Origin of the sequence: Archangium violaceum (assembly GCF_016859125.1) — a bacterium.
Taxonomy (GTDB): domain Bacteria; phylum Myxococcota; class Myxococcia; order Myxococcales; family Myxococcaceae; genus Archangium; species Archangium violaceum_A.
Map to the genome: position 1 here is coordinate 4167899 of NZ_CP069338.1, position 22771 is coordinate 4190669.

18 protein-coding genes and 3 pseudogenes are annotated in these 22771 nt (G+C 68.9%); 6 read left to right on the forward strand and 15 right to left on the reverse strand.

Annotation, left to right across the window (positions count from 1 at the left end; genetic code table 11):
* Positions 1 to 58: 58 nt before the first annotated feature.
* Positions 59 to 781, reverse strand: coding sequence for a hypothetical protein (locus tag JQX13_RS17955; protein ID WP_203410206.1), 723 nt, complete (start codon positions 779 to 781; stop codon positions 59 to 61).
* Positions 782 to 1292: 511 nt separating this feature from the next.
* Here JQX13_RS17955 and JQX13_RS56325 point away from each other — a divergent pair.
* A pseudogene (locus JQX13_RS56325) lies at positions 1293 to 1520 on the forward strand (IS110 family transposase); the annotation flags it as partial.
* A gap of 77 nt (positions 1521 to 1597) precedes the next feature.
* A complete protein-coding gene (locus JQX13_RS17965; RefSeq protein WP_239014827.1) occupies positions 1598 to 2179 on the forward strand; it encodes a transposase in 582 nt (193 codons plus the stop codon).
* A gap of 751 nt (positions 2180 to 2930) precedes the next feature.
* Here the strand turns inward: JQX13_RS17965 and JQX13_RS17970 are convergent.
* Both JQX13_RS17970 and JQX13_RS17975 read right to left on the reverse strand, forming a co-directional pair.
* The gene (locus JQX13_RS17970) at positions 2931 to 3539 is read right to left on the reverse strand and encodes a hypothetical protein (protein ID WP_203410209.1); all 609 of its coding nucleotides are present in this window, start codon (positions 3537 to 3539) and stop codon (positions 2931 to 2933) included.
* A 148-nt stretch (positions 3540 to 3687) separates the two neighbouring features.
* Positions 3688 to 7548, reverse strand: a complete 3861-nt coding sequence (locus JQX13_RS17975) for an RCC1 repeat-containing protein (RefSeq protein ID WP_239014829.1) — start codon at positions 7546 to 7548, stop codon at positions 3688 to 3690.
* A 514-nt stretch (positions 7549 to 8062) separates the two neighbouring features.
* Between JQX13_RS17975 and JQX13_RS17980 the strand changes: the two genes are divergently transcribed.
* Positions 8063 to 8878, forward strand: a complete 816-nt coding sequence (locus JQX13_RS17980) for a phytanoyl-CoA dioxygenase family protein (protein ID WP_203410210.1) — start codon at positions 8063 to 8065, stop codon at positions 8876 to 8878.
* A gap of 171 nt (positions 8879 to 9049) precedes the next feature.
* Here JQX13_RS17980 and JQX13_RS17985 read toward each other — a convergent pair whose 3' ends face one another.
* Complete coding sequence (locus JQX13_RS17985) at positions 9050 to 9328, reverse strand: hypothetical protein (protein ID WP_239014831.1); 279 nt, start codon at positions 9326 to 9328, stop codon at positions 9050 to 9052.
* 199 nt (positions 9329 to 9527) lie between these two features.
* On the opposite strand from JQX13_RS17985, the pseudogene JQX13_RS56330 reads away from it, so the two are divergent.
* Both JQX13_RS56330 and JQX13_RS17995 read left to right on the forward strand, forming a co-directional pair.
* Positions 9528 to 9755: pseudogene (locus JQX13_RS56330) on the forward strand (IS110 family transposase); the annotation flags it as partial.
* A 77-nt stretch (positions 9756 to 9832) separates the two neighbouring features.
* Complete coding sequence (locus JQX13_RS17995) at positions 9833 to 10414, forward strand: IS110 family transposase (RefSeq protein WP_239014833.1); 582 nt, start codon at positions 9833 to 9835, stop codon at positions 10412 to 10414.
* A gap of 786 nt (positions 10415 to 11200) precedes the next feature.
* Here the strand turns inward: JQX13_RS17995 and JQX13_RS18000 are convergent.
* The 10 genes and pseudogenes from JQX13_RS18000 to JQX13_RS18045 all read right to left on the reverse strand — a co-directional run.
* Positions 11201 to 11308: pseudogene (locus tag JQX13_RS18000) on the reverse strand (DUF47 domain-containing protein); the annotation flags it as partial.
* Positions 11309 to 11350: 42 nt separating this feature from the next.
* The gene (locus JQX13_RS18005; protein WP_203410212.1) at positions 11351 to 12019 is read right to left on the reverse strand and encodes a DUF4956 domain-containing protein; all 669 of its coding nucleotides are present in this window, start codon (positions 12017 to 12019) and stop codon (positions 11351 to 11353) included.
* Positions 12006 to 13688 carry a dTMP kinase gene (gene tmk / locus JQX13_RS18010; RefSeq protein WP_203410213.1) on the reverse strand — a complete coding sequence of 561 codons (1683 nt, stop codon included), beginning with the start codon at positions 13686 to 13688 and terminating at the stop codon, positions 12006 to 12008. The genes JQX13_RS18005 and tmk overlap by 14 nt, the downstream gene beginning before the upstream one ends.
* The gene (locus JQX13_RS18015) at positions 13688 to 14857 is read right to left on the reverse strand and encodes a porin (RefSeq protein WP_203410214.1); all 1170 of its coding nucleotides are present in this window, start codon (positions 14855 to 14857) and stop codon (positions 13688 to 13690) included. The genes tmk and JQX13_RS18015 overlap by 1 nt, the downstream gene beginning before the upstream one ends.
* Positions 14858 to 14877: 20 nt before the next feature.
* On the reverse strand, positions 14878 to 15642 hold the full coding sequence (locus JQX13_RS18020; RefSeq protein ID WP_203410215.1) for a VTC domain-containing protein: 765 nt from the start codon (positions 15640 to 15642) through the stop codon (positions 14878 to 14880).
* Positions 15639 to 17261, reverse strand: coding sequence for a CotH kinase family protein (locus JQX13_RS18025; protein WP_203410216.1), 1623 nt, complete (start codon positions 17259 to 17261; stop codon positions 15639 to 15641). Before JQX13_RS18025 ends, JQX13_RS18020 begins: the two co-directional genes overlap by 4 nt.
* A 510-nt stretch (positions 17262 to 17771) precedes the next feature.
* Complete coding sequence (locus JQX13_RS18030; protein ID WP_203410217.1) at positions 17772 to 17939, reverse strand: hypothetical protein; 168 nt, start codon at positions 17937 to 17939, stop codon at positions 17772 to 17774.
* Between the two features lie 654 nt (positions 17940 to 18593).
* The gene (locus JQX13_RS18035; RefSeq protein WP_203410218.1) at positions 18594 to 19163 is read right to left on the reverse strand and encodes a transposase family protein; all 570 of its coding nucleotides are present in this window, start codon (positions 19161 to 19163) and stop codon (positions 18594 to 18596) included.
* A gap of 257 nt (positions 19164 to 19420) precedes the next feature.
* Positions 19421 to 19828 (reverse strand): hypothetical protein, encoded by a 408-nt coding sequence (locus JQX13_RS18040; protein ID WP_203410219.1) that lies wholly within the window; start codon positions 19826 to 19828, stop codon positions 19421 to 19423.
* On the reverse strand, positions 19795 to 20094 hold the full coding sequence (locus tag JQX13_RS18045; RefSeq protein ID WP_203410220.1) for a hypothetical protein: 300 nt from the start codon (positions 20092 to 20094) through the stop codon (positions 19795 to 19797). Before JQX13_RS18045 ends, JQX13_RS18040 begins: the two co-directional genes overlap by 34 nt.
* Before the next feature lie 646 nt (positions 20095 to 20740).
* Between JQX13_RS18045 and JQX13_RS18050 the strand changes: the two genes are divergently transcribed.
* Positions 20741 to 21511, forward strand: a complete 771-nt coding sequence (locus JQX13_RS18050) for an SMI1/KNR4 family protein (RefSeq protein WP_239014835.1) — start codon at positions 20741 to 20743, stop codon at positions 21509 to 21511.
* A 210-nt stretch (positions 21512 to 21721) separates the two neighbouring features.
* Here JQX13_RS18050 and cra read toward each other — a convergent pair whose 3' ends face one another.
* The gene (gene cra / locus JQX13_RS18055; RefSeq protein ID WP_203410221.1) at positions 21722 to 22705 is read right to left on the reverse strand and encodes a catabolite repressor/activator; all 984 of its coding nucleotides are present in this window, start codon (positions 22703 to 22705) and stop codon (positions 21722 to 21724) included.
* Positions 22706 to 22771 lie beyond the last annotated feature (66 nt).

Here is a 22771-nt window from a genome sequence, read left to right on the forward strand (position 1 = left end):
GGGAGTGGGGGCCCGGCGGGTGCCCTCTCCCTTCTTTCACTTCAGCGGAGCTTCGAGGTCAGTCGACCACGCACTCGAACTCGTCGCTGCCGTCATACTCGTCGTTGGCCGGGTAGCAGCCGGCGTTGGCCCACGCGCTGGCGGGCTTCGAGGAGACGGGCACCTGGCGGATGCTGGTCGTGTTGGGCCAGAACTTCTTGCAGTACGAGAGGCCGCCGATGTTGCAGCCGGACGTACAGTCCGAGTCAGGCGTCCAGGCCCCACCCGTCGACTGGTGGCTGTTCACCTTGCCGCACCAGCGCGAGAAGCGGCCGACCACCCGGGGCGCGCCCAGGCACTCGAACTCGTCGCTGCCGTCATACTCGTCGTTGGCCGGGTAGCAGCCGGCGTTGGCCCACGCGCTGGCGGGCTTCGAGGAGACAGGCACCTGGCGGATGGCCACCGAGCCAGGCCAGAACTTCTGACAGTACGCGAGGCCACCGATGTTGCAGCCGGACGTACAGTCCGAGTCCGGCGTCCAGGCCCCGCTCGGGGCCGTGTGGCTGTTCACCTTGCCGCACCAGCGCGAGAAGCGGCCGAGCACCGTGGTCGCACCGCTGCCACAGTCCACCGGGCAATTCACGCTGTTCTCGCTGGAGGTGCTGCAGTAGCCGTCGCCGCACACCGAGGCCAGGCCCGCGGTGTCCGTCTCCAGCTCCATTTCTTCCTGCGACACCGCACCGCAACCCGCGAACACTCCGAGAGACAGCCCAGCGAGCAATACGATCAGACGATTCTTCACGCGCAGCTCCTGCGTAGGGGGGAGGGATGGTTCACCTGGGTAACATATCACTCTCACTCGAAAATAAACAGGTTTTCCTTATAAAACGGCTTGAACATCTCTGTCCAAGCGTAGAGGTAGAACCAGCACGTCGAGCACGCTCACGGCGTACCAGGCGGCGCCGTGCACCCCCAGGAGAAGGATGGTGAAGACAGCATCCCAGGGCTTGAAGTACGGCAGACGGCTCTCGCTCCCCCTCGGCCGTAGACGCCTGGAGTCCCGCGTATAGAGGAGATGAAGCGGCCGGGCGGCCAAGGGGGCGAGGAGGCGCACCGAGCCCTCCATTGCGGCGGAGCAGAGGTGACCGCCGAAGTGGGGGGAATGGGCGATGGAGTACATTGGCATCGACGTGCACAAGCGGGACAGCCAGGTGTGCATTCTGGGCGAGAGTGGAGAGGTGGTGCTGGAGCAGCGGGTGAGGACGTAACGGGAGCGGTTGGGGGCGCTACTGAGCAAGCGCCCGAAGGCCCGGGTGCTATTGGAGGCCTCCACCGAGAGCGAATGGGTGGCGCGGTACTTGGAGGAGAGGGGTCACGAGGTGGTGGTGGCAGACCCGAATTTCGCACCCATGTACGCCACGCGCAGCCGTCGGGTGAAGACAGACAAGAGGGATGCGCGCAGCCTGGCGGAGGCGTGCAGGTTGGGGGCATACCGGCCGGCGCACCGCATTTCGGACGGCAGGAGGCACCTGAAGGCGCAGCTGGCGGTGCGTGAGGCGCTGGTGCGCACGCGTACCCGCTACATTTCCCTGGTGAGCGCCCTGGTGCGGTACGAAGGGTGGCGGATGGGGAGGCGGAGTCCTTCGTCAAGCGGGTGGCGGCCCTGCCTCTGCCGGGCAGGCTCATGGCGCAGGTGGCGCCGCTGCTCAATCTCATGCAGCACCTCAACGAGCAGATTGTCTTCATGAATGGGGTGCTTGAGCGAGTGGCCCACAAGGACGAGCAGGTGGCGCGCCTGTGCACGGTGCCCCAGGTGGGGCCAGTGACGGCGTGTGCCTTCGTGTCCGCGGTGGATGAGCCCGAGCGTTTCAGCGGGCCGCACCAGGTGGAGGCGTACCTGGGGTTGGTGCCGGGCGAGAAGAGCTCGGGAGAGAAGCAACACCGAGGCCCGATAACGAAGACAGGAAACAGCCGGGTGCGCTGGCTGCTGATACAAGCGGCCCTCTCCCTGCTACGGGTGAAGAGGCCAGAAACGGAACACCTGCGAGAGTGGGCCGAGAAGAATGCCGCCCGGCGAGGCAAGAACATTGCGGTGGTAGCACTGGCACGCAGGCTGGACGGAATCCTCTTCGCCATGATGCGCGATGGGACGAAATACCGGCCACCCCAAGCACAGGAGGAGGAGATGGAGGCAGCCTGAGCTGAGGGAGCAACGGCCTGCCGCCTGAAGGTGAGCGGCTTCTCCAACAGGTTTCGACGGGCGGGTGAGCGCGTATTCCGCCTTGGCCAAAGCAGCACAGGGCCGAAGTATAGAAGGCGCCCCCGCTGTCGAATCTCCCCATGCGCCGGCGGCACAGCCCGCCCCTGGTTGAGCGCGAACAGAAGGATGAAGGGACCTCGAGGAGAGAGAGCAGCAAGCCAGAAGGCGTACAGGAGGCGCACAGTCCTTCGAGGCCGTCGCCGCACCCGCGCCCGCCCCCACGCGTGGGGCCAAGGGCGAGGCGGGCGCGGCAGCGGCGACGAGGGGCTGAAGGAAAGTATTTGGGTAGGGATGGCTGTTGTTGAAAGTGAAACAGGGCGAAGTGCCTGATTCGGGGGGCCGCTTCACAGAAGGACGGATAGGAGCCCTGTAGAGAGGTGGCGGCCAGGAGCGGAGGTGACGAGGAGGGCGGCTGAAGGGGGCCCTCCCGAGCAGAGAGCCAGGCAGGTGGAGAAGCCGCGCCGCCCCTTGGGGTACACGCCGGCCCTGGCCGACCTCCCATGAGGAGCGCGGCAGGGGCCTGGCTCTATTGGCGCTGGCGGCTTGAGCTTCAACACCACGAGGCGTGGAGGGGCCCGCGCGCCGGGGCCAGCCTCGCACCTGCCGTGGGCAGGCCCAGGTGCTCCAGAATCGCTCGCACCCCTCCCGCCTCGTTCACGTACGCCAGCACTCTTAAGCCTGCCTCCACACCTCACGCAGGCGAACACGTCGAAGTCGAACGTCCTCCTGAGCAACTCGGCGAAAGTCTACTCGCGGTGTCTTCTCCTTCATCGGCTCCTTGCTGGCCGCTGCCTGGGGCGCCACGCTCGCCTCCTCCGCTCCCGCTTGGGGGAGCGTGCACCAGTCCGCGTGGCATCAGCACCTCACGGCCCTCCAGCTTCGTGCTGGAGAAGAAGCCCGTGGAGTAGTTCGAGGGCTCGTCCGAGAAGACGTGGAAGTCCGTCATGCGACCCTCGGCGTCGACGCGGAGGATGCGGCCGGGACGCTCCAGCGTCTCCTGCGGGGTGAGCACCGGGGCGACGGGGATGTAGAGGTCCTCGATCCGTCCGCGCAGGGCCTCGCCGTTGATGGAGCTGCCGGCCCGCGAGGCGCTGACGAGCCCCTGGCGGCTCGCCGCACAGTCCCTGGCGGTGAGGTGCGAGCCCATCACCCGGGGCAGTGCGCTGGAGAGCACCACGGGAGCGCCGAGCTGGGGAAGGCCCTCGGGCTGCTGGCAGTCGGAGGAGGGCGGCTTGTTGGGGTCCCCGCAGCCGAGGGTCAGCAGCAGGGTGCACGTGAGGGCGGTGAGCAGGCGGGACATGGAGCTCCTGAGCCGATGGAGAACGCGGCGAGCAATGCCGCGCGGCTCTTATACGCCGGCCCGGTGACACGCTGGAGGGCCAGGGCCTGGCGGGCCGGAGATGCTCCCGGGGGAGGGGAGCGCCTCCGGGCCCGTGGACCCTCGGGGCTCAGAAGAACGGAGAGAGGAGCCCCGGCACCAGGCGCGAGGGCGACACTCCGTCCCCGAGCTGCTCGCTGGAGTTGCTGCCCCAGATCCACAGCGAGCCGTCATGACCCAGCGCCATGACGTGGGAGCTGCCGGCGGAGACGGTGCGGATGCCCGTCAGTCCCGGGACCTGTCCGGGCGAGGAGCGCGGGTTGGCGCTGTTGGTGCCATTGCCGAGCTGGCCGAGGCTGTTGCCTCCCCAGTTCCACACGGTGCCATCGGCGCGCGTGGCCAGGGTGTGCATGCCGTAGGCGGAGACGGTCTCCACGTTCGTGAGGTTGTAGGTCTGCACGGGCGTGAGGCGCCGGCTGGTGGTCCCATCGCCGAGCTGGCCGAAGAGGTTGTCGCCCCACGACCAGAGGGTGCCATTGGAGAGCCGTGCCAGGGAAAGCGTGGCGCCGGCGGCGGCGGACGTCACGCCCGAGAGGCCGGGGATCTGCGCGGGCGTGAGGCGCTGGGTGGTGGTGCCGTCGCCGAGCTGGCCGGAGGAGTTGTTCCCCCAGGCCCAGAGGGTGCCATCGGCGCGCACCGCCAGGGTGTGGTTGCCGGCGGCGGCGATGGCGATCACCTCCGAGAGGCCGGGGACCTGCGCCGGCAGGGTGCGATCCACGGTATCGCCGTCGCCGAGCTGGCCGTTGGCGTTGTCCCCCCAGGCCCAGACGGTGCCGTCCTCGTGCAGCGCCACCGAGTGCTCATGGCCCACGGCGATGGCCACCACGCCCGTGAGCCCCAGCACCTGGACCGGAGCGTTGCTCTGGGTGGTGGTGCCGTCGCCGAGCTGGCCGGAGCGGTTGTAGCCCCAGGCCCAGACAGTGCCGTCCTCGTGCAGCGCCAGCGAGTGCAGGCTGGCGTCGACGGCCACCATGCCCGTGAGCCCCGATACCTGGACCGGAGTGCCTCGCCGGGCAACGGTGGTGCCGTCGCCGAGCTGGCCGGTGTTGTTGGAGCCCCAGGCCCAGACGGTTCCGTCGGTGCGCACCGCCAGCGAATGGTTGCTGCCGGCGACAGCGGCCCGCACCTGTCCCGCGGCCTCGAGGCGCAACGGCCTGGCGCGGAAGTCCGAGCCGTCACCGAAGGTGCTGTAGCTGTTGAAGCCCCACACCCACGCCCTGCCGGCCGAGTCGACGGCCAGGGTGGCGTTGTAGGCCGCCGCCATGGACTTCACGCCCGTGAGGCCCTGCACCTGGACGGGGGAGTAGACGTCATAGGTGGTCCCCTGGCCGAGCTGGCCCAGGGCATTGCTCCCCCAGGCCCAGAGGGAGCCGTCGTTGCGCACCGCCAGCGAGTGGTACAGGCCCGCCTGGACGGACACCGCCCCCGTGAGGCCCACCACCTTCACGGGGATGGGCCGGCCGTAGGGGGTGGCATCTCCCAGCTTGCCGCGGGTGTTGTCGCCCCAGGCCGACACGGTGCCATCGGTGTGCAGCGCCAGGGTGTGGTTCATGCCAGCGGAGATGGCCTTCACGCCCGACAGTCCCGACACCTGCACCGCCGAGAGGCGCGGGGAGACGCCGGAGCCATCGCCGAGCTGGCCGGAGTCGTTGTGCCCCCAGGCCCAGACGGTGCCGTCGTTGCGGACGGCCAGCGAGTACTGCTGCCCGGCGTCAATCGCTATCACGCCCGTGAGTCCCACCACCTGCACCGGCGAGAGGCGCCGGGTCGTGGTGCCGTCACCGAGCTGGCCGTAGGTGTTGCTCCCCCAGGCCCAGACGGTGCCGTCATTGCGCAGCGCCAATGAATGCGAGTTCCCGGCGGAGATGGCGGTGATGCCCGTGAGGCTGGGAAGCTTCGTCGGGCCGGTGCTGTCATAGGTGTTGCCGTGGCCGAGCTGGCCGTCGATGTTCCTGCCCCAGCTCCAGACGGTGCCGTCGCCGTGCAGCGCCAGCGAGTGCGCGCCACCGGCGGAAATGGCCGTCAGGCCCGAGAGCGAGGACACCCGCGTCGGGGTCTGCTTGTAGAGCTGGTCGTACGAGAAGCCTCCGGCCTGGCCATGGCCGTTGGTGCCCCAGCCCCAGATGAAGCCCTCGGTGTCGAGCGCCAGGACATGGTCGCTGCTGGCCGCCACGGCCTTGAGGCGCTGGGGGAAGAGCACCGGCCCCGGTGTGCCGGAGCTCAGGGAGAAGGTGCCCTGGCCGAGCTGCCCGGCGGTGTTGGTTCCCCATCCCACCAGGGAGCCATCGGTGCGCTCCGCCAGGGTGTGATTCAGGCTCGTGCTCAGCGCCTTCACGGCCGGCAGCGGGAGCACCCGCGTCGGCGAGTACCGGGTGGTGAAGGAGCCGTCGCCGAGCTGCCCGAGGTTGTTGGCGCCCCAGGCCCAGGTTGCCCCATCGGAGACCATCGCCAGCGAATGGGACTGGCCGGCCGCGAGGGCCGAGATGATGACGCTGGAGAGGCCCGTCACCTGGGCCGGGAAGAGCCGGCCGGTAATGGAGGCGGGCTCGCCGAGCTGGCCGGAGCTGTTGCTGCCCCAGCTCCAGACGGTGCCGTCCTGGCGCAGCGCCAGCGAGTGCCCTCCGCCCATGGCGATGGCCTTGACGGTGGAGAGCCCCGGGACGCGCACCGGGGAGAACCGGTTGAGGGTGGAGCTGTCACCGAGCTGGCCGGAGGCGTTGTCCCCCCAGGCCCAGACGGTGCCGTCATTGCGCAGCGCCAGCGAGGAGGCGCGGCCGGCGGCGAGGGCGATGACGTTGGACAGGCCGGTGATCTGCACGGGCGTGAAGCGCGAGACGCCGGAGCCATCGCCGAGCTGGCCGGAGGTGTTGTCGCCCCAGGCCCAGACGGTGCCGTCGGCGCGCAGCGCCAGCGAGTGTCCTCCGCCCGCCGCGAGGGAGATGATGCTGGAGAGGCCCGTCACCTGGGCCGGGGAGGCGCGCGGGGTGCTGGTGCCATCGCCGAGCTGGCCGGAGGTGTTGTCGCCCCAGGCCCAGAGCGTGCCGTCATTGCGCAGCGCCAGCGAGTGCGTGCCCCCCGCGGCGACGGCCTTGGTCCCGGCGAGGGCCTGCGTCTGCAACTGCACCGGGTTGAGCCGCCGGAGGTTCGTCCCGTCGCCGAGCTGGCCGGAGGTGTTGTCCCCCCAGGCCCAGACGGTGCCGTCGGGGCGCAGCGCCAGCGAGTGCGCATCCCCCGTGGCCATGCGCGGCAGGGGCGCGGACGGTGGCGGTGGAGTGCTCGCCCCCACCTGGAAGGCGAGATCGTCCCGGTCGTCGTAGGCGCCCGACGAGCACGCCGCGGCGCTGCCTCCATAACGGAAGGCCGCGCGGACGGCCTGGACGCCGGTGACGGAGGGAAGGGTGTAGGTGGTCCTCAGCGTCTGGACGCCGGAGCCCGCCGGCGTCAGCGTGGTGAGGAAGGACCACGTGGGCGCGCTGGTCGCATTCGCCGTGTAATAGAGGTCCAACCGGTCCGAGGACGCGGAGTAGGTCCAGACGGTGACCTCGAGGGTCGCCACCTTGCCCGGGGCCAGGTCGCTGCCATCCGCGATGTACACCCTCACCCGATCCACCGACTCGTCGCCATGGTAGGTGCCGTAGGTGCCATCCGCGCAGGTGCCTCCCAGGGTGTTGGGGGCGTTCGACTCGGGGCCGAGCGAGGCGCGGCCGTTGACCAGCGTGCCCGTGTCACAGCCCGACGCGACGGAGCCGCACCGGGGTACCTTCAAGGCCGTGTCGTAGGTGGCCGTGGCGATCAGCGCCGCGGTGGTGGTGCCCGGGGCCTCGTCCACGCCGGGGTTCTCGTGTCCCCCGGTGGTGCTCTCGCTCCCGCCACATGCCGTCGCCAGTACGGCGCCGAGCAGGGCAAGTCCATGCTTCCAACTCCATCTCATTCCGTTCCCCCTCCTTGTGGGTCGATGACTCCTGGAAATTCCAGGAGCCTGGGGGGACGCATCTGAAGCGAGCGGTCTGACGAGGGGATGCGCACGTCCTCCGGGCCGCACTCCGGGTGCGAGCCCGGGCTTGCGGGCGCCAGGTCCGGACACCCCAAGGGCTCGCTTCAATGACGTGACGCGGTTCGTGAAGCGATTCACAGGAAGCCTGTGACCTGCTTCACAGCGTCCATCGGGGGTTCCGCGTAGCTTGAGGACACTTACCGCCGGACGCAGCATCCCGGCGCGCAGGCCAGCAGCCCAGGAATCGCGAGAGGGGTGGCCAGGCAAGATGCCCCCGCCCCGACCCCTTCCCCGAGGGAGAGGGTCCGTCACCAGAGAAGGGAGGAGGGCTCCACCCGAGTCCTTCTCCCTTCCGGCTTTTCAGGGGTCCAGGAACACGAGAGGCCGCCCCCTGCGCGAGGCTTCACGTGTTCGACCCCGGTATCCCACTGGACTACAAAGGGCCCGATACATGACGCACGGACACCAGGAGCGGGCACCTGCCCTCACCGAGGCGCAGGTGCACCAGTTCATCCAGGACGGCTTCGTCCGGGTGGATCGGGCCTTTCCCCGGGAGCTCGCGGATGAATGCCGCGCCCTCTTGTGGCGCGACACCGGATGCAATCCCGACGAGCCGGCGACCTGGACGCAGCCGGTCGTCCGGCTCGGCGAGTACGGGCACGAGCCGTTCCGGAAGGCGGCGAATACGCCCGTGCTGCACGCGGCCTTCGAGCAGCTCGTGGGTGCGGGGCGCTGGCTACCGAGAGCGAGCCTCGGCAGCTTCCCCGTGCGATTCCCGAGCCCGGTGGATCCCGGTGATACCGGCTGGCACGTCGATGCGAGCTTTCCGGGGGAAGACGCGGGCAATTTCTTCTCCTGGCGGGTGAACGTGGCGTCTCGCGGCCGCGCGCTCCTCATGCTCTTCTTGTTCTCCGACGTCGGCGAGAAGGACGCGCCGACACGCATCCGGATCGGTTCCCACCTGGATGTGGCGCGGCTCCTGGAACCCGAGGGCGACGCGGGCCTGTCGTTCATGGAGATGGCCGGGAAGCTCGACGTCACGGCGGAGCGCTCCGTGGCGCTGGCGACGGGAGAGGCCGGGACGGTCTACCTCTGTCACCCGTTCCTCGTGCATGCCGCGCAGCCACACCACGGCATGAGGCCCCGCTTCATGGCGCAGCCGCCGCTCTTCATGCGAGAACCGTTCCCCCTTCACCTGGAGGAGGGGAACCCGTCCCCCGTGGAGCGGGCGATCCGCCAGGGGTTGCGGCGCGAGGGCGGGGGCTGACCCGTCCGCGAACTTTTTTTGCATCATTTTCCCCCTCGTCGTCTCCATCCATCAGAGGGGGGCCTTCAGAGGGGGGGCCTTTGGAGGAGCCCATGGGGCTGACTGGTCGGGCCTGGCACCGGGGGGTAGCCACGCCTGGCCAGTCAGCTCCGGATGTTTTCCGCCGCGGGCCTACTTGTTCTCGGTCCCGACGCGCTGGCCGCCCTGACGGGCCGTTCCCCATCCGCCGCGGCGGAAGATCATCACCTTGCCGCTGTTCGCACTGCCGCTGAGCATGCCGGGGATGGTGGCCTGGAGCGCCTTGTCGCCGGGCGGGTGGTAGACGACGCGCGCCTTGCGGCCCGAGGGCAGGTTGTCGCTGGCGTCGATGAGCAGGAAGACGGTGGTGTCCTCGATGAAAGTATAGAGGAGATGAAGCGGCCGGGCGGCCAAGGGGGCGAGGAGGCGCACCGAGCCCTCCATTGCGGCGGAGCGGACGTGACCGCCGAAGTGGGGGGAATGGGCGATGGAGTACATTGGCATCGACGTGCACAAGCGGGACAGCCAGGTGTGCATTCTGGGCGAGAGTGGAGAGGTGGTGCTGGAGCAGCGGGTGAGGACGTAACGGGAGCGGTTGGGGGCGCTACTGAGCAAGCGCCCGAAGGCCCGGGTGCTATTGGAGGCCTCCACCGAGAGCGAATGGGTGGCGCGGTACTTGGAGGAGAGGGGTCACGAGGTGGTGGTGGCAGACCCGAATTTCGCACCCATGTACGCCACGCGCAGCCGTCGGGTGAAGACAGACAAGAGGGATGCGCGCAGCCTGGCGGAGGCGTGCAGGTTGGGGGCATACCGGCCGGCGCACCGCATTTCGGACGGCAGGAGGCACCTGAAGGCGCAGCTGGCGGTGCGTGAGGCGCTGGTGCGCACGCGTACCCGCTACATTTCCCTGGTGAGCGCCCTGGTGCGGTACGAAGGGTGGCGGATGGGGAGGCGGAGTCCTTCGTCAAGCGGGTGGCGGCCCTGCCTCTGCCGGGCAGGCTCATGGCGCAGGTGGCGCCGCTGCTCAATCTCATGCAGCACCTCAACGAGCAGATTGTCTTCATGAATGGGGTGCTCGAGCGAGTGGCCCACAAGGACGAGCAGGTGGCGCGCCTGTGCACGGTGCCCCAGGTGGGGCCAGTGACGGCGTGTGCCTTCGTGTCCGCGGTGGATGAGCCCGAGCGTTTCAGCGGGCCGCACCAGGTGGAGGCGTACCTGGGGTTGGTGCCGGGCGAGAAGAGCTCGGGAGAGAAGCAACACCGAGGCCCGATAACGAAGACAGGAAACAGCCGGGTGCGCTGGCTGCTGATACAAGCGGCCCTCTCCCTGCTACGGGTGAAGAGGCCAGAAACGGAACACCTGCGAGAGTGGGCCGAGAAGATTGCCGCCCGGCGAGGCAAGAAGATTGCGGTGGTGGCACTGGCACGCAGGCTGGCCGGAATCCTCTTCGCCATGATGCGCGATGGGACGCAATACCGGCCACCCCAAGCACAGGAGGAGGAGATGGAGGCAGCCTGAGCTGAGGGAGCAACGGCCTGCCGCCTGAAGGTGAGCGGCTTCTCCAACAGGTTTCGACGGGCGGGTGAGCGCGTATTCCGCCTTGGCCAAAGCAGCACAGGGCCGAAGTATAGAAGGCGCCCCCGCTGTCGAATCTCCCCATGCGCCGGCGGCACAGCCCGCCCCTGGTTGAGCGCGAACAGAAGGATGAAGGGACCTCGAGGAGAGAGAGCAGCAAGCCAGAAGGCGTACAGGAGGCGCACAGTCCTTCGAGGCCGTCGCCGCACCCGCGCCCGCCCCCACGCGTGGGGCCAAGGGCGAGGCGGGCGCGGCCGCGGCGACGAGGGGCCGAAGGAAAGTATTTGGGTGGGGATGGCTGTTGTTGAAAGCGAAACAGGGCGAGGTGCCTGATTCGGGGGGCCGCTTCACAGAAGGCGGAATGGGGGCCGTGTGGAGGGAGAGGGCTGGAGCCGAGGGGGAGAGGAGGGCAGCTGACGGGTGTCATGAGGGCTGTGCGCCGGGCCGGTGGAGACGCGGTGCGCCCCATGGGGCACACGCCGGCCCAGGTGGCCCCCCAGGGAGAGGCAGCAGGGGCGTGGGCGTCTTTGGCAGCGTGACTGCTTGAGGCTCAACACCACGCCTGCTGGGGTGGCCCCTGCGCTGCAGCCAGCTGAGCAGGCCGCGTAGGCAGTGACAGGTGCTCCAGAATGGCGCGCACGGCGTTGGGTGCCGTCAGGTATGCCAACACCCGGCGCTTGCCTCCACACCAGGCACAGGTGAAGACGTCCAACGCGAACGTTCTCCTCAGTCGCTCAGCAGCGTGTGCAGTATCCGAGCACCCTCCACGGTCACGGCGCACTGGGCGTCGAAGTCGTCAAAGAACTCGTCGGACCTGGGCATCAGCTTCTCGAGCATACGGACCTCCTGAGGGGGTGGTTTCGGGGTGGGAGTGGATGCTCAACCCGGATCGATGGACGCGTTGCGGACTCCTGGCAGCGCGCCGCGAACGGCCTGGAGCAGCTCGAAGCCGTCCATCCGCTGGGGCATGGCGATCTCCACGACCGCCGTGCCCGCCAGCGTCGCGGGCGCCTGCTCCAGGGTGAGGACGCGCGCCCCCGGGTGCAGCGCCCGGAGGGGTGGCAGCGCCGCGCCCACGTCTTCCAGCTGTAGGGACAGCTTCACCCACTGCGTGTCGTCCCTGGCCGTCGTGTCGAGGATCAGCAGCACGGCGCAGAGGAAGAACGTCGCGACCACGGCGATCTGGAAGGCGCCCAGTCCGCAGGCCATGCCCACGCCGATCAGCACGAACATGACGGCCGCGTCGCGCGGATCCTTGATGCCCGAGCGGAAGCGGATGAAGCCGCCCAGGCCCACCAGGCCGAAGGCGCGCGACATGCTGTCGCCGATGACGGTCGTCATCACCGCGCCCGCCACGGCGATCAGCAGTTGGGTATGGACGGTGGAGAGGACGGGGGCCGGAACCCTGGGCATCCACCTGCGCCAGGGCCGATAGGCCAGGACCGAGCCGAGCAGCAGGGCGAGGCTGAAGCGCAGCAGCGCCTCGAGGGTGGGCAGGACATGGGGGCTGACGGAGGCCGCTTGCGTCAGGGCATCAGGCGGAGGCATCGCGAATCTCCTGGGAGGGGTGCTCCTGCGTGGCGCGGACGGCCTGGCGCAGCAGGGCGAAGTCCTGGGGGTGGCTCTCCAGCAGCCGCTCGACGAGCGTCCGCCCCCGGGAAGTGAAGGCCAGGGGCCCGAGGTTCTTCACCGTGGCCGCGGGCCAGGTGTCCGCCAGCGCCGTGCGCAACTTCCACGCCGTGGCTCCTTCCACGCCCACGAACGAGTCCAGCACCTCCTCACACTGCACGCCGAAGGATTCGCGCAGGGCCCAGGCGCGGGGGACATCCAGCCCCTCGAGGGTGCCGAGCACCGCCCGGGGGGCGCGCGCCACGTGCCGCTCGCGCAGCTCCCAGGCGCGCTCGCTGTCGAGCCCATCCAACGTGCGGAGCACCGCGTCCGGTGCCGCCTCCCAGGCCCGCTCGCGCCACGCCCAGGCCCGCTCGTCATCCACGCCCCGGATGGAGCGGCAGGCGATGCGAGCCACCCGCTCCAGGCCGAGCGCCGCCTCTCCTCCCATGTCCGAGAGCCAGCGGCTCCGCTCCTTCCAGGCCCGCTCGCCGCCGAGTCCCGTGAGCGAGCCGACCACCTGCTCCGCGGCGGAGAAGTAGATGCGTTCGCGCAGCGCCCAGGCCTTCTCCGTGTCCAGCCCGCCCAGCGAGTCCGCGACGGCCTCCTGCTTGCGCGTCTCCCAGCGCTCCCGGATCGCCCAGGCCTCGGGCACGTCCGCGGCCAGGTTCTTCAGCGAGCCCAGCACCTGCACCGGTGCCGCCTCCTCCAGTTGCCGCCGCAGCTCCCACGCGTTCGCGTCCGTGAGCCCGGTCAGGCCGTAGGCGATCAGCTCCGGGCACTGGCCGGCGAGCTGGCTCCGGCGTTGGTCGATGTCCGGGCCCTCCAGGCCCGCGAGGAACCACGCGGCGAGCTGCGGCTCCTGCTGCATCCAGCCATCCAGCCGCGAGAGGAACCGTCCCCGGACCTCGGCCAGCGAGTGGATGGGCGGCAGCGGACGGGAGCGCACGTGGGAGGAGGGCGTCTCGCCCTTCACCAGCCGCAGCACCTCCTGCACCAGCAGGCCCACCAGCGTGTCGAGCGGCACGTCCGTGTTCTCGATGAGGCTCCAGCGCTCCGGAGACTCCGCGGCGAGGGCCCGGTAGCCCGCGCGCAGCCGCGCCTGCAGTCCCACGCCCGCCAGTCCCTTCCGGGAGGAGGTGCCCCGGGGCGGTGCCAGCAGTTTGGTGATGCGGCGGCGGGCGCGGGCGATCGCCGGGTCCACGTCGATGAGGAAGACGCGCTCCGGTTGCAGGCCCCGGGCGCACGCGTCCAGGACGGGCCGCACCTCGTGCTCCGGAAGCCCGCGTCCCCACCGGGCGAGCACCTCCGCGGTGTAGAGGAAGCGGTCCGCGATGACGATCTCGTACGTGGCGAGCGCGGGGCGCGTCACCTCCTCCAACAGCTGCGTCTCGCGAGCGGCATAGAGCAGCAGCTCGGCCATGGGGGTGAGCGCGAGGTTGCGCGGGTTCTTGGTGAAGAGCCGCAGGCCCTCGGACACGGGGGAGGCCAGCTTGCCGTCCTCGCGGACGTGGCGCACGCTCAGCCCCGCCCGGCGCAGCTCGCGCGCCACGCGATTGGACAGCGTCGTCTTGCCGGAGCCATCGATTCCTTCGAAGACAATCAACATCAGAAGCTCACCTCCATCTGCAACATCGCCGCTCGCCTCTCCGCGAGGCTCTTGTCGAGGGACTGGACCGCGGCGGGCACGGAGGCCTCGGCCCGGCGGCTCTCCACCTGGGCCTGCAACCGCCAGCGGTTCCTCTGTCCGAAGTTGAGTCCACCCCCCACCTCCCAGAGCCGGTCGTCCTGGAGCTGGAGGTGGGTGTCGAGCGCCGAGAGCATCACGAAGGGCTCGACGTACAGCGCCCCCTTCTTGCCCCCGCCGATGCGCCAGGCCGTCAGCGCCCGTCCCATGAGCAGTGGCCCGTCGCTTCCCACGAGCTGATTCGTGCGGCCCACGAGCACCTCGGCCCAGGTGCGCAGCTCGCCCTGGCCGATGGGCAGCGCGTGCCTCACGTCGAGCCCGGCCGTCCATTGGGACGAGGTGCCGAGGGCGGAGGCGCCCAGCTCCAGCGAGTCCAACACCTCCCATGTGCCCCGGACGCCCGGAGTGAGGCCCAGCCCGTTCTGCAGGGCCACGTCCTCGTCCCCGCCCAATTGCCACACGCCGGCACGCAGCTTGAGCGCCCGCGCGCATCCCGTGCACTTCCACTCGAGCTGCGCGCCCAGGCGGCGGCCCGTGAGCTCCAGCCCGTCATTCAGCACGTCGCGCAGCAGGCCCCGGCGCACCAGGGGGAGCCGCGTCGCGGACTCCAGCTCCACGAGGGACAGGGGCAGCTTGAACTGGCCGGCCCGGAGGGAGAAGCCCCCGGCGATGTCCAACCAGGCGTAGGCGTCCTTCAGGCCATCCAGGCCATCACCGAAGTCGTACTCGACCACGGCCTTCAGGCGCTTCTTCCAGGAGTAGGTGACCTCGAGGCGCGCGGAGGGAATGGACAGCTTGCCGGCCCAGGCCTCCAGGCCCTTGGCATCCACCGTCTCGCGGACGGAGAAGCGGCCTCCCACCTCCACGGTGCCGAACGCGGAGGGCAGCTCGAGGCTCCCCTTGCCCTCGTCGGCGGAGGGTGTGGACGGGACCTGGGGAACCTCCGGGGCCTTGGAGGCCTCGGTGGCTTCCGGGACGGCGGGAGGTACTTCGTCCTGGGCCCGGGCGGAGGACCCGAGGAGGAGCGCGGCCAGGGGAATCCATCCGGCGGCACGAATCCGGCCGGTGGTGCGAATGCGAGGGCTGTACACGGCGGGGAAGTCCTTGGAAGTCACTGCGTGGAAGGCCAGGCGGAGAGACGCGCGCGCATGCCTTGTTCGAATTTCGAGCCGTGGGTTTCGAAGGGCTCCAGCGCCCAGAGCAGCCACTCCAGCCACGCGGGGGAGCCGCCATGCCACTTCACCTCCAGCAGCGTGGCCGGAGCGCGGTGGAGCAGCCGCGAAGGGGCCGCCGGCTCGCCCTTCGCGCTCCGCTCGGGCGGGAGTGAGAAGAGGAGCTCCTGGTCCACGGTGATGCGGACGCTGGCATCCGGGGTGGCGTACGTGTTGCGCCGGTACCAGGCCGTCACCCACGGCTTCACCGGCGCGGGAGCGGCCTGCCGCAGGAGCGTGGCCGCGGCGCTCTCCCCGGGCAGGGGCTTGCCCGAGAGCAGCGCCCCCGCTTCGTCCGCGGAGAGGGAGGCGCGGATCTTCGTCCGCCGCTGTCCGGAGCTCGTCTTCATCTCGAGGAAGCGCGTCCCCGTCAGCACCGGAGGGCTGGCGAGGTGCACCGTTCCCGCGTACTCCCGCAGCCGCAGGCGTTGGGGGCGCCCGGTCCGGCACGAGCCCAGGAAGTCCAACCCCTCGGTGTCGAAGTAGGTCGTCCGCGTGAAGGCGAACGGAAGACCGGTGTCGTACACACAGGGAGTCGTCCACTGCCGGGTATCCCGGAGAAAGCTCTCCAGGGCCTGGTGCGAAGGCTGGAAGCGCCGCTCATGGTCCATCTCGGGCGCGGGGGCCGACGTGGGAGGGGGGCTCATCCGGGCCGGGGCGTTCATGGGCTCGTTCCGAGAGCGGCTTCGACCTCGGCCTGACGCTTCGCCGCGAAGTTCAGCAGGCCGTTGGTGCCACTGAGCGAGTCCTCGAACACCTGGGGACTGCTGATGAAGGTGTAGCCCTGCTGCTCCGCGTTCTCGCCCACCACGTACGGGGCGATGAGCTCGTGCGCCTCGCGCATGCGGGCCTGCAGCACGTCCGGGGCGAGTGGTCCCCGCGCGGCATCCAGCGCGTACCGCTTGTAGGTCTCCGCGTAGACGGGGTCATCCATGAGGAAGCGGATGAGCGGCCAGGTCGCGTCCACGGTGTCGTGCGTCAGGGACGTCGTCCGCCCCATGCCCTCGCCCATGGACCGGTCGTGGTCCCAGGTAATCCAGTGCAGCCGCCCGCCCTCGTCCGGGTTGGAATAGAGGTAGTAGTTGTGCGGCATGGCGCCGTAGGCGTCCCAGTTCTGCAGCAGCGTGTTGACGGCGAGCCACTGGAGGAAGCCCTCCACGTCCAGCTCCGCCTCCAGGCGCGCGCGCCAGGCCGCCGCGTCGGTGCGGTCGGAGTTGAGCGCGGCGATGAGCTCCTCCACGGGGGTCCACCCCTGCTCCTCGTTCGACTGGATGTCGAAGGACTCCTGGTCGAAGGTCTGCAACCGCGCCCCCACGCCATCCGCCTCGTAGAGCGCCCCCTTGTGGCCCCCGAAGCTCCGGTCGAGCAGCGGCTCATCCGGATCCTCGTTGAGCGTGTAGAGGCCGAAGTACTGGGGCCCGTTGCCGTGGTCCACGTACAGGGCGACGAAGGCGGTGTGGCCCGCGGGCACCCCGTGCTCACGGAAGATGTCCGTGGACAGCTTGTCGCGCATCAGCGAGGTGTCGGCCGCGCCGTTGCCGAGCGACAGCTTGTCGAAGCCGTAGAAGCGCTGGTCGTCGATCTCCGGGTGCGCGTCCTCGAACTCGTCGAAGTTGAGCCGGAAGGGCAGCTTGCCCACGCCGCTGCGCCACGTCTGCGCCAGCGTGGAGTTGCCCTTCATGCGCACGCCCACGTAGTTCCAGGTCTTCCCGTTGAAGTGCACCGTGGAGGGCACGTACACGGGCGTGTTGGGGATGAGGTCCCCGCCGCCGCCGGGAGCGCCGCCACCACCGGGAGCGCCGCCACCACCGGGAGCGCCGCCACCACCGGGAGCGCCGCCACCACCAGTCCCACGCGGGGGCTGGCACTGGTGCTGGGTGCCATCCGGCGTCTTGGCGCAGGTGCTGGTGAAGGTGTTGCCGTTGAGGGTCGCGGTGCAGGCGTCCCCTTCCGCCTTGTCCTTGCAGGCCTCCGTGAGCTCGGGGGGAAGTCCGCCGCCGCCGGGAACGCCACCCCCGCCTCCACCGCCAGTCATGCCTCCGCCGGCGCCGAACTCGCCCAGCATGGCGGTCATGTCGTCCTGCATCGTCTGCCAGTCCGCGGCCGAGATGGTGAGGTCGATCCGATTCACCTTTCCCTGCGCGAAGACGACGTCATAGGCGGGAGGGGCCTCCTTGCCGTGCGACTCCTCGCTCCAGCCCTCGGGCCGTTCGATGCCGCCGCAGCCGGTCGCGAAGGTGAGGGCAAGTGTGGCAAGTGCTCCGATGCGTACACTTCTCTTCATGGGGGTCCTCTCGAAGGGGAGGTGGTGCTTCGAGTGGGCACCCTGAAGCGGGCTCGTGACCTGTTCTTTACGTTTTTGTGACGAAATGTTTTGGATGTGAATAAGGGTCCGCGGACCTCCTACCTGCACGAGAAAAGATCCAAATCCCCGCGCTCCCCTCAATTCCTTCTCAGGAGCTCCCACTCCACATGCGGGAGATCACGTCCTCGAAGACGCCGGTCCAGGCCGTCTGCCTCCGGGGGTTGTGCTCGGGCTGGCTGATGGTGCGGAGATGCTGCTCCAACTGCGCGAGGGCCCCGGTGCGCAGGGTCAGGATTGATCCAAAGTCCGTAGGAGAGGTTTTGAAGAGGCGGAGAGCAAGTCCAGACATTCACAGGCAAAGAGGGAGCATCCCTCCGGACGGCGCCTGAAAGAGGGGCGCCGTGGAAGGACAGGAGTGAAGGTACACAGGCCGAACAGCCAGGGGAGAAGAGGCGCGGGAAGGCCGGAGCGGGAGCAGCTGGCGGGCGCTCAGGCAAGTGTGGCCAGACTCTCGGGCAGCACGGCCAGACCCAACAGGCCCTGGTAGAGCACCTCCATGGTGCGTGCGAAGCTTTGGGGCCGTTTGTCGCGAGTCGGCAGGTGCGTGCGCACCAGGGCCAGCAGGTTGTAGGCCAGCAAACGCAGCCAGCTGAGCACCAGGGGTGCATTGCCTCGCAGGCTGGGCGAGTGTTACCGCGCAGGTTTGTTGATGGGGATGTGAGCACGCTTGCTGATGGACTCTCCTTGGTGGCTCTATCGCCACACTGGGAGATGGGGAGGGGTCCGGGGAGGGGCGGCCCAGGGGTTGCAAAGGGGAGGCGGCCGACCCTCATGAGGAAGGGCACGGGATAAGGTGAGGGGAATCGGGCGTCGCTCGCGCAGCCCATCCAGGCCATCCGGAGTGCTGGATGTCCCGAGCGCGGGAGGCAGCGACTGCATGCACCGCGCGAGGTCGATTCCGAAGCGGTCGAGCACCAGCACGGAGTCAGGTGGGTTCATTGCCCGGTTGCCGCAAGTCCGCTCCACGCGACGGGAAGAGCCGTCTTCCGGCAACCTCGATGGAGGCCGAAGGAGCGGAGGGCGGCAGCGGAGAGGCATCGGCGCTCGGCCCCGCGGCAATAAGTGCTGGAGCTGGCCGGAGTACGCAGCCAATCCAGTCGCGGGGCAGACCTGTCCCCTCCAGCCTCGCTGTCCGACGCGGGCCCAGAGGTGTGGGCGTGCGTCGACAGGCCGGACTCGAGCGCCGTATGCGCAACGGCTACCCCCAACCCGGTGGGCGGTTCGGGGCCGTTGCTGGCGCCTGGGTTCCCATCAGTTCACATGGCAAGCCCCGGCGAACGCCTGGTGGGGCAACCCGGCTGCCCGTGCCCAGGGCGGTGCCCGGCCGCACAAGGCCTGGGCGACACGTGCCGCCACCTGCCTGGGTGCACCCTGGGCCCGCGAATCCAGCGAGGCCCACAGCTTCCCATCCGCCACCTGCCGGGCCCAGCGCGCCAGTGTCCGCCATCCTCGGGGCTTTCCCTCCGGTGGCAGCTGTCCACCGACCACGGCGCGTACCTGGGCCGCGCTCCAGCCGCACAGGCCCCAGAGCGTCAGCGCCAGCGCCATGGCCGCTCCCGAGAAGTGCTTGCGGGCCAGCGCGGACGCAGGCACCACCGTCAGCACGGCCGTACACGCTTTGCAGCGGTAGCGACGACAGGATACCTCCCGCTTCACCGTCACCTTTCCGGGTGCCTCGGGCCCTCGCTGCTGCCGCTGTACCACGCCATGCCCGTGTATCCACACCTCGCCCCCTTCGAAAGCCGGCTGGCCGCACCGCGGACACGTGCGCGGGCGGGCCTCGTCGGTGGTGGGCGGCGACACACCGCTCTGCCCTCTCATGCGGAGGACTCCCCCGGTTTCTGTCTTCTGCTCCATGTTCGTCTTGTCGCGGAGCCCAGGTGGTGGGGGCGGGTCTGTCCACCGCGAACCCACTCCTGCTCGTTGCCATGCTGCTCCGTCCTCCTTTCGCACCCGCTCTATCCCCGCTCCTGGGCGTTGACACGGACCGGCAGGGGCGGACATGCACGGGCAACCCTGGGGCTCTTCCCTCGCCAAGCTTGCTGATGGAATCCTGGCCCCGCCCAGGGGCCTCTCCATCATTCTGCCTGCTCGTCCGGGCCCACTTCTCCCTCATCCAGCGTGCTCGGTAACACCTGCTTGCCTTCCAGCAACTTCTGGTCGAGCACCGGCTGGGCCGCGCTGCTGGTGAGACTGGCGCGCAGCGCGTACGGGTACCAGTACTCCCGCCCCTGCTCATCCTTCGTCGTGTGGCTCGGCTCGCACGGCGGCTGCCCCGGCGTGCTCTCCCCTGCCTTCCCGTCAATGCTGACGACGCCCCGGGCGAAGAGCTCATGGCGTATCAGCCCCACTTCCAGTCCTCGGTGCACCATCTGGTGCACCTCCTGCTCCAACCCCTCTGGCTCCAACTTCCCCAGCAGCCTATCCAACGTCGTGTCGGACACCGGCCGCTTCAGCCCCTCGGGCGCCGTGCCTTCGCGCAGCATGTCCTCCCCAGCGCCTCGGCATGCCTCAACACCCGCCGCCCCACCGCCAGCGCCTGCACCAGCAGCATCAACATCGCCGCCAGCGGATGCCTCTGTCCCCGGCGGGCCCGGGGGTCCTTTACCTCCTTGAATCTCAGCCCCAGGCTCGCCATCATCCTCTGCACGCGGGAGGGGGTTTCCTGCTCGTCCTTCTTCCCCTTCCCGTTTCCCGCTTGGGGTGTGGAGGGCCCGCCAGTCCTCCCGCCCCGGTTTTTCTTCCCACTCATCCTTCTTCTCCCCGGACCTGTCCGGCCCGTCTCCGGCTCTGTGCTGGCGCTCCCCCTCGCGAGCTGCCCGCGGCTGCTCGCCTCCGGTGGGCGCCTGTAGGCGGGACTATACTTCAGCCGTAGGCCTGGGTGGGATGACCTCTCCCGTGGGACTTTGAATCAAGCCTGGTCACGGGGGAAAAGCCATGCCCCCTCTGTGGGGAGGTACATCAATCCAAGGGCGAGCTGAAAGAGACGGACAAGACGCGGGCTGACGCCAAGCAGCTCGCGAAAACGCTCTCCAAGCACAATGAGGGTGCTGCACCGGCCAAGAAGTTCCCCAAGGGGAAGAATGACTCGGGGAGGATGCTCGGCGTGGTCCGGTGCATCTGCGATCAGACGTATGCAGATCACTCGGGCGGGACGGAGACGGTGTTCCGCGAACTCGTCAAGAAGGAGCATGGATGGCACGTGCCCCAGGTGGGTGGCACCGAAAAATCCATCACCGTTCTGAACAAGGGAACCGGGAAGAAAGAAAACGTCTGGGTCAGGAAGGTCGAGGTTTTTACCGAGAAGCGCTGCGCTGCCCAAGGCAACGACCCGGTTCTCCTCGAGAAAGAATGGAACAAGGCCGACCGTCTATTCCTGAAGAGGCAACGGAGAAGACATGCCAGCACAAGAAGAGCAAGGCGTAGAGGCCGTGATGGAAGAGCTGCTGCTCAGAGTCGTGCCTGGACTCGCGGAGCAGTGGAAGGGCGCCACGCCCGATCAGATCGCGCGAATCGAGCGGACTGCGGGCCGCCCCCTGCCTCCATTCTATCGCTGGTTCCTCAGCCGCATGGGGCAGAGCATGGGACCTCTGGCCTATCGAACTCTCGACTTCTCGGCGCAGCGTGTGCTGGAGCGTTACGACGAGGAGTGGGTCGAGCCGCATCCCCGCCTCCTGCTGATCGCGCATGACTCACAAGAGATGATGCCCACATCCCTGTTCTACGACCTCGACGACACAGTACGCGGCGATGCTCTGGTGGCGGCGAAGGAGGAAGGAGCCTACGATGATGACCTCTACGAGAGGTTCGAGACCTTGCGCGAGATGCTGGCGTGGAGCGCTTTGTCCATGTTCCGGCTGAAGAAGATGCCACAGCGGTGTGGTGGCACTTTCAGTGGCGACCAGCCAGACATCCTCTCTCTCGTCGAGCCGGTGATGAGAAGCCTTGGCTTCGTGCAGCCGATCTCCACTGGCCCCTTCTGCGGACTGTATGAACGAGCTGATGCGGCCATGATCTGCAAGGGAATGCCGAGGCATGGATTCGATGAGGCGCGGTCCTTCTCTTTCGGGGGTAGCGACGCCGGAGTCCTCAGTAAGATCCTGGGTGAAATCGCGGCGGCCTCCTCGCTGCGGGTCAAGGTCTCCGAATGGACTCCTGCGCTCGCGTGACGTGCCAGGGCGGGTGCGTGTCAACGCATGGATGGATGGAGGAACTGTCGAGGGCAGAGGGCGTGTGCGGAGAGGGAGGGGCGGGCTGAGGGGGACCACCCGGGCTGTGCGCCAGTTCGGTGGAGAGGTCATGCTTCCCTTTGTGGGCACACGCCTGCCCAGGGCGCCTTCGCAGGCGGGACGAGGCAAGGACTGGGGGCGGCGATTGGTTCAGCCGCGGCGCTTGAGCTCGCGGGTGACCACCTCGCAACCGGGCTCATAGTGGCCCTGCACCGCGTCCAGCGCGCGCGCCAGCGTCACCTCGGCGATGCGCTCGTGCCGCTGCGGCAGTGAGTTGACCCGCAATGGCAGGAAGTCGAGCAGCCGATCATCCCCGAACGTCGCCATCCGCAACTTCCGCGGCAGGCCCTCGGGTGATTCGAGCAGCACGTCGAGCACGCCCTCCATCAACGTGTACGAGCTCGTGATCAGCGCGTCCGGCAGGCCGTGTGTGGCGAGCAACTCGCGCATCGAGCGGGCGCCGGTCGCACGGTCATACCGGGCGCCGGTGAGCTCATGGACGTGCGCGACGTGGCCCGTGACGGCACGCCGGAATCCCTCGCGCCGCTCGACGGTGATGGAGAGCGTGTCCACCGCGTCCAGCCAGGCGATGCGTCGGGTCTTCTTGTCGAGCACCGAGCGCGTCAGCGTTTCGGCCGCCGACGTGTTGTCGCTGATGACGCAGACGAAGCGCCGTGGATCCAGGGAGCGGTCGACCGCGATGACCGGTATCCCGCCCTCCATCAACTCCGCGTAGAACGCGTCCTCGCCCGGTAGCGCGCTCGCCACGATGAGCGCATCGCAGCGCCTCGCCCGCAGCATCAACGCGAGCTCCCGCTCGGTGGCCGGGTCATCATCGGAGCCGACGATGAGCAGTTGGTAGCCTTCCTTCCGGGCCCCGTGCTCGAGCAGCTTCGCGAGCTTCGCGTAGCTGGCGTTCTCGAGGTCCGGAATGATGAGGCCCAGGGTGCGGCTGGCTCCACGCCGCAAGGCCGCCGCCTGGGCGTCGATGCGGAAGTTGTGGCGTTCGGCCACCTCCCTCACCCTCGCCACCGTCTCGGGGCTGATGCGGCGCGCCTCGGCCTGGCCGTTGAGCACGTAGCTGGCCGTGGTTCGCGAGACTCCCGCCAGGCGCGCGATGTCGGACAGCGTCATCGGGTACTCTCCGGAATCCCAGGAAGGATGGATGCTGCCGAACCCTGGGAATCTACAGGGGATTTT